The sequence below is a fragment of the Nocardia farcinica genome (genome assembly GCF_029867845.1).
Lineage (GTDB): Bacteria > Actinomycetota > Actinomycetes > Mycobacteriales > Mycobacteriaceae > Nocardia > Nocardia farcinica_A.
In genome coordinates, this window is the sequence record NZ_JARWRU010000388.1 from 1 (window position 1) to 2,210 (window position 2,210).

The window sequence follows — 2,210 nt, forward strand, 5'->3', positions numbered from 1 at the left end:
GGCGTCGTCGACCCTGACTCGCGGCTCCCCCCCGCACCCCCTCCCCGCCCCCCCCCCCCACCACCTCCCCCTTTCCGGGCGCTCTGTGGCGGCCCCCCCCTCTCCGCCTCCCGCCGGCCCCCCCCCCCCCCCTCGACCGGCTCAGTCCTCTTCGTCCAACGAGGTCGCGCCGGTTGTCGTGGTCACGCCGAAGGGCGCCCAGCTCAGGCAGCCCGCGGTGACCGTGCTGCCGGGGGCGAACCCGCCGCGGGACTCGCCGACGCGCGCCAAGTCGACCCGCAGCGCCGACTGCGCACCCTGGCCGAACAGCACGCAGGTCCACTCCTCGTTCTCCGGCAGGCTGCTCAGCGAGATCGCGCCCTCCTCGACCTTGTCCTCCGTGAGCACGGGGGCCGCGGCCGCCGCACCTGCGCCGAGTACCGCACAGGCCGCCGCCGCCGCGCCGACCGCGGCCACCCGCAATCCGGTAGACATCATCGTCGTCCTCCTCATCCGATGGATTCCGTCACCTCGGCAGTTACCGCTTCGAGGCATCCGAAACCGAACGGCCGTCTGTGACCACGGTGACGCGCGAGCAGGCCACGTGACCCACGGCCTATACACTTCCGACGACGCACCGGCCGTAGAGGAGAACTTTTCATGGCACGCACCACCGTCGAGGCCGTCATCGCCGCTCCGCGCGATGCCGTCTACACCTTCTTCGCCCAGCGCGATGGCATCAACCCGTACCTGCCCGGCGTGCAGTTCACGCTCACCAAGCACGGCTCCCCCACCCCGGAGGGCGTCGGCGCGCAGTACACCGTCGGCCGCGGCAAGATCGGCTTCGTGGAGGAGACCCGCGCCCTGGTCCCCGGCGAGAAGGTCGAATACGAAATCGTCAAGGGCGTGCCGGTCAAGCGCCACGTCGGCACCATCGTCCTCGCCGACGCGCCCGGCGGCACCAAGGTGACCTACACGATGGAGTCCCACCCGAGCCTTCCGGTGCCGGACAAGGTGCTCGAAGCCGGGCTGCGGGCGCTGATCAACCAGATGCTCGGCGCGACCCGCAAGGCGTTCTCGCGCTGATCCACCGCGACGGCGCGTGGCCGGCCGCGGGGCCGCTCGCGCGCCGTCGGTTCAGGCACTCGCGCGTTCGGCCCGTGCCATCTCCAGCAGTTCCTCCGCGTGCGCGCGCCCGGTCTCGGTGTCGTCCAGACCCGCCAGCATGCGCGCCAGCTCCACCACCCGCTCGTCCTTGGTGAGCGCCCGCACCCCGCTCTTGACCGTGCCGCCGTCGTCGGCCTTGTCGACCACCAGATGGGTGTCGGCGAAGGCGGCAACCTGCGGCAGGTGCGTCACCACGATCACCTGATGGGTCCTGGCCAGCCGCGCCAGCCTGCGCCCGATCTCCACCGCCGCGCGACCGCCGACCCCGGCGTCCACCTCGTCGAAGACCATGGTCGCACCGTGATCGGAACTGGCGAGCACCACCTCGAGCGCCAGCATCACCCGTGACAGCTCACCACCGGAGGCGCTCTTGCTCAGCGGCAGCGACTGCGCGCCCGAATGCGCCGACAGCCGGAACTCCACCTCGTCCACACCGCTCGGCCCGGCGTGCAGGGTCGCGCCGTCCACGGTCAGCGGCGCCGAATCCTGCGCCCCCGCGGCCATCGGAAGCACCCTGACCTCCAGCTGCGCCTTGCCCATCGCCAGCCCGGCCAGCTCGGCGCTGACCGCCGCCGCCAGCTTGCCCGCGGCCTTGCGGCGCGCGTCGCTCAGCTTGGCCGCGGAATTGCGCAGCCGCTCGGCGGCCACCTCCACCTCCTCGGCGAGCCGGGCAAGCGCGTCCTCGGAGACGTCGAGAGAGGCCAGCCGCTGCCTGGCCTCCTCGGCCCAGGCCAGCACCCCGTCGATGTCGGGGGCGTACTTGCGGGTCAGGCTCTTCAGCTCGGCCTGCCGGTTGAGCAGCGAATCCAGCGCGCTCGGGTCGGAGGGCAGGTCGGACAGGTAGCCGCTGAGCTCGGTGGTCAGGTCGACCACCACGGCGATCGCCTCACCCAGCCGAGGCGCGAGCGCCGAAAGCGCCGGATCCTCCGCCGATTCCAGCCGCGCGCCGGCCGCGCCGCGCACCGCCAGCCCCCCCCACCCCCCCACCCCGCAGTCCGCCCGCCCCGCGCGCGCGTAGTGCGGCCCCGCCCCCCGCCCCGCCCGCGGCCGCCCGCAGCGGAGGA

At 73.3% G+C, this 2,210-nt stretch carries 3 protein-coding genes; 1 reads left to right on the forward strand and 2 read right to left on the reverse strand.

Features of this window, described 5'->3' with window-relative positions; genetic code table 11:
* Positions 1–141: 141 nt before the first annotated feature.
* Positions 142–477: a hypothetical protein gene (locus QH283_RS08110; RefSeq protein WP_280502402.1), complete on the reverse strand. Its 336-nt coding sequence runs from the start codon at positions 475–477 to the stop codon at positions 142–144.
* A 162-nt stretch (positions 478–639) separates the two neighbouring features.
* On the opposite strand from QH283_RS08110, the gene QH283_RS08115 reads away from it, so the two are divergent.
* Positions 640–1,065, forward strand: a complete 426-nt coding sequence (locus QH283_RS08115; RefSeq protein WP_280502403.1) for an SRPBCC family protein — start codon at positions 640–642, stop codon at positions 1,063–1,065.
* 51 nt (positions 1,066–1,116) lie between these two features.
* Here QH283_RS08115 and QH283_RS08120 read toward each other — a convergent pair.
* The coding region (locus QH283_RS08120; RefSeq protein ID WP_432420681.1) for a DNA repair protein RecN at positions 1,117–2,210 on the reverse strand (1,094 nt) is incomplete at its 5' end.

Coding starts and splice junctions, on each gene's coding strand:
- QH283_RS08115 (WP_280502403.1), top strand. CDS start 640: ATGGCACGCACCACCGTCGAGGCCGTCATCGCCGCTCCGCGCGATGCC.
- QH283_RS08110 (WP_280502402.1), bottom strand. CDS start 477: ATGATGTCTACCGGATTGCGGGTGGCCGCGGTCGGCGCGGCGGCGGCG.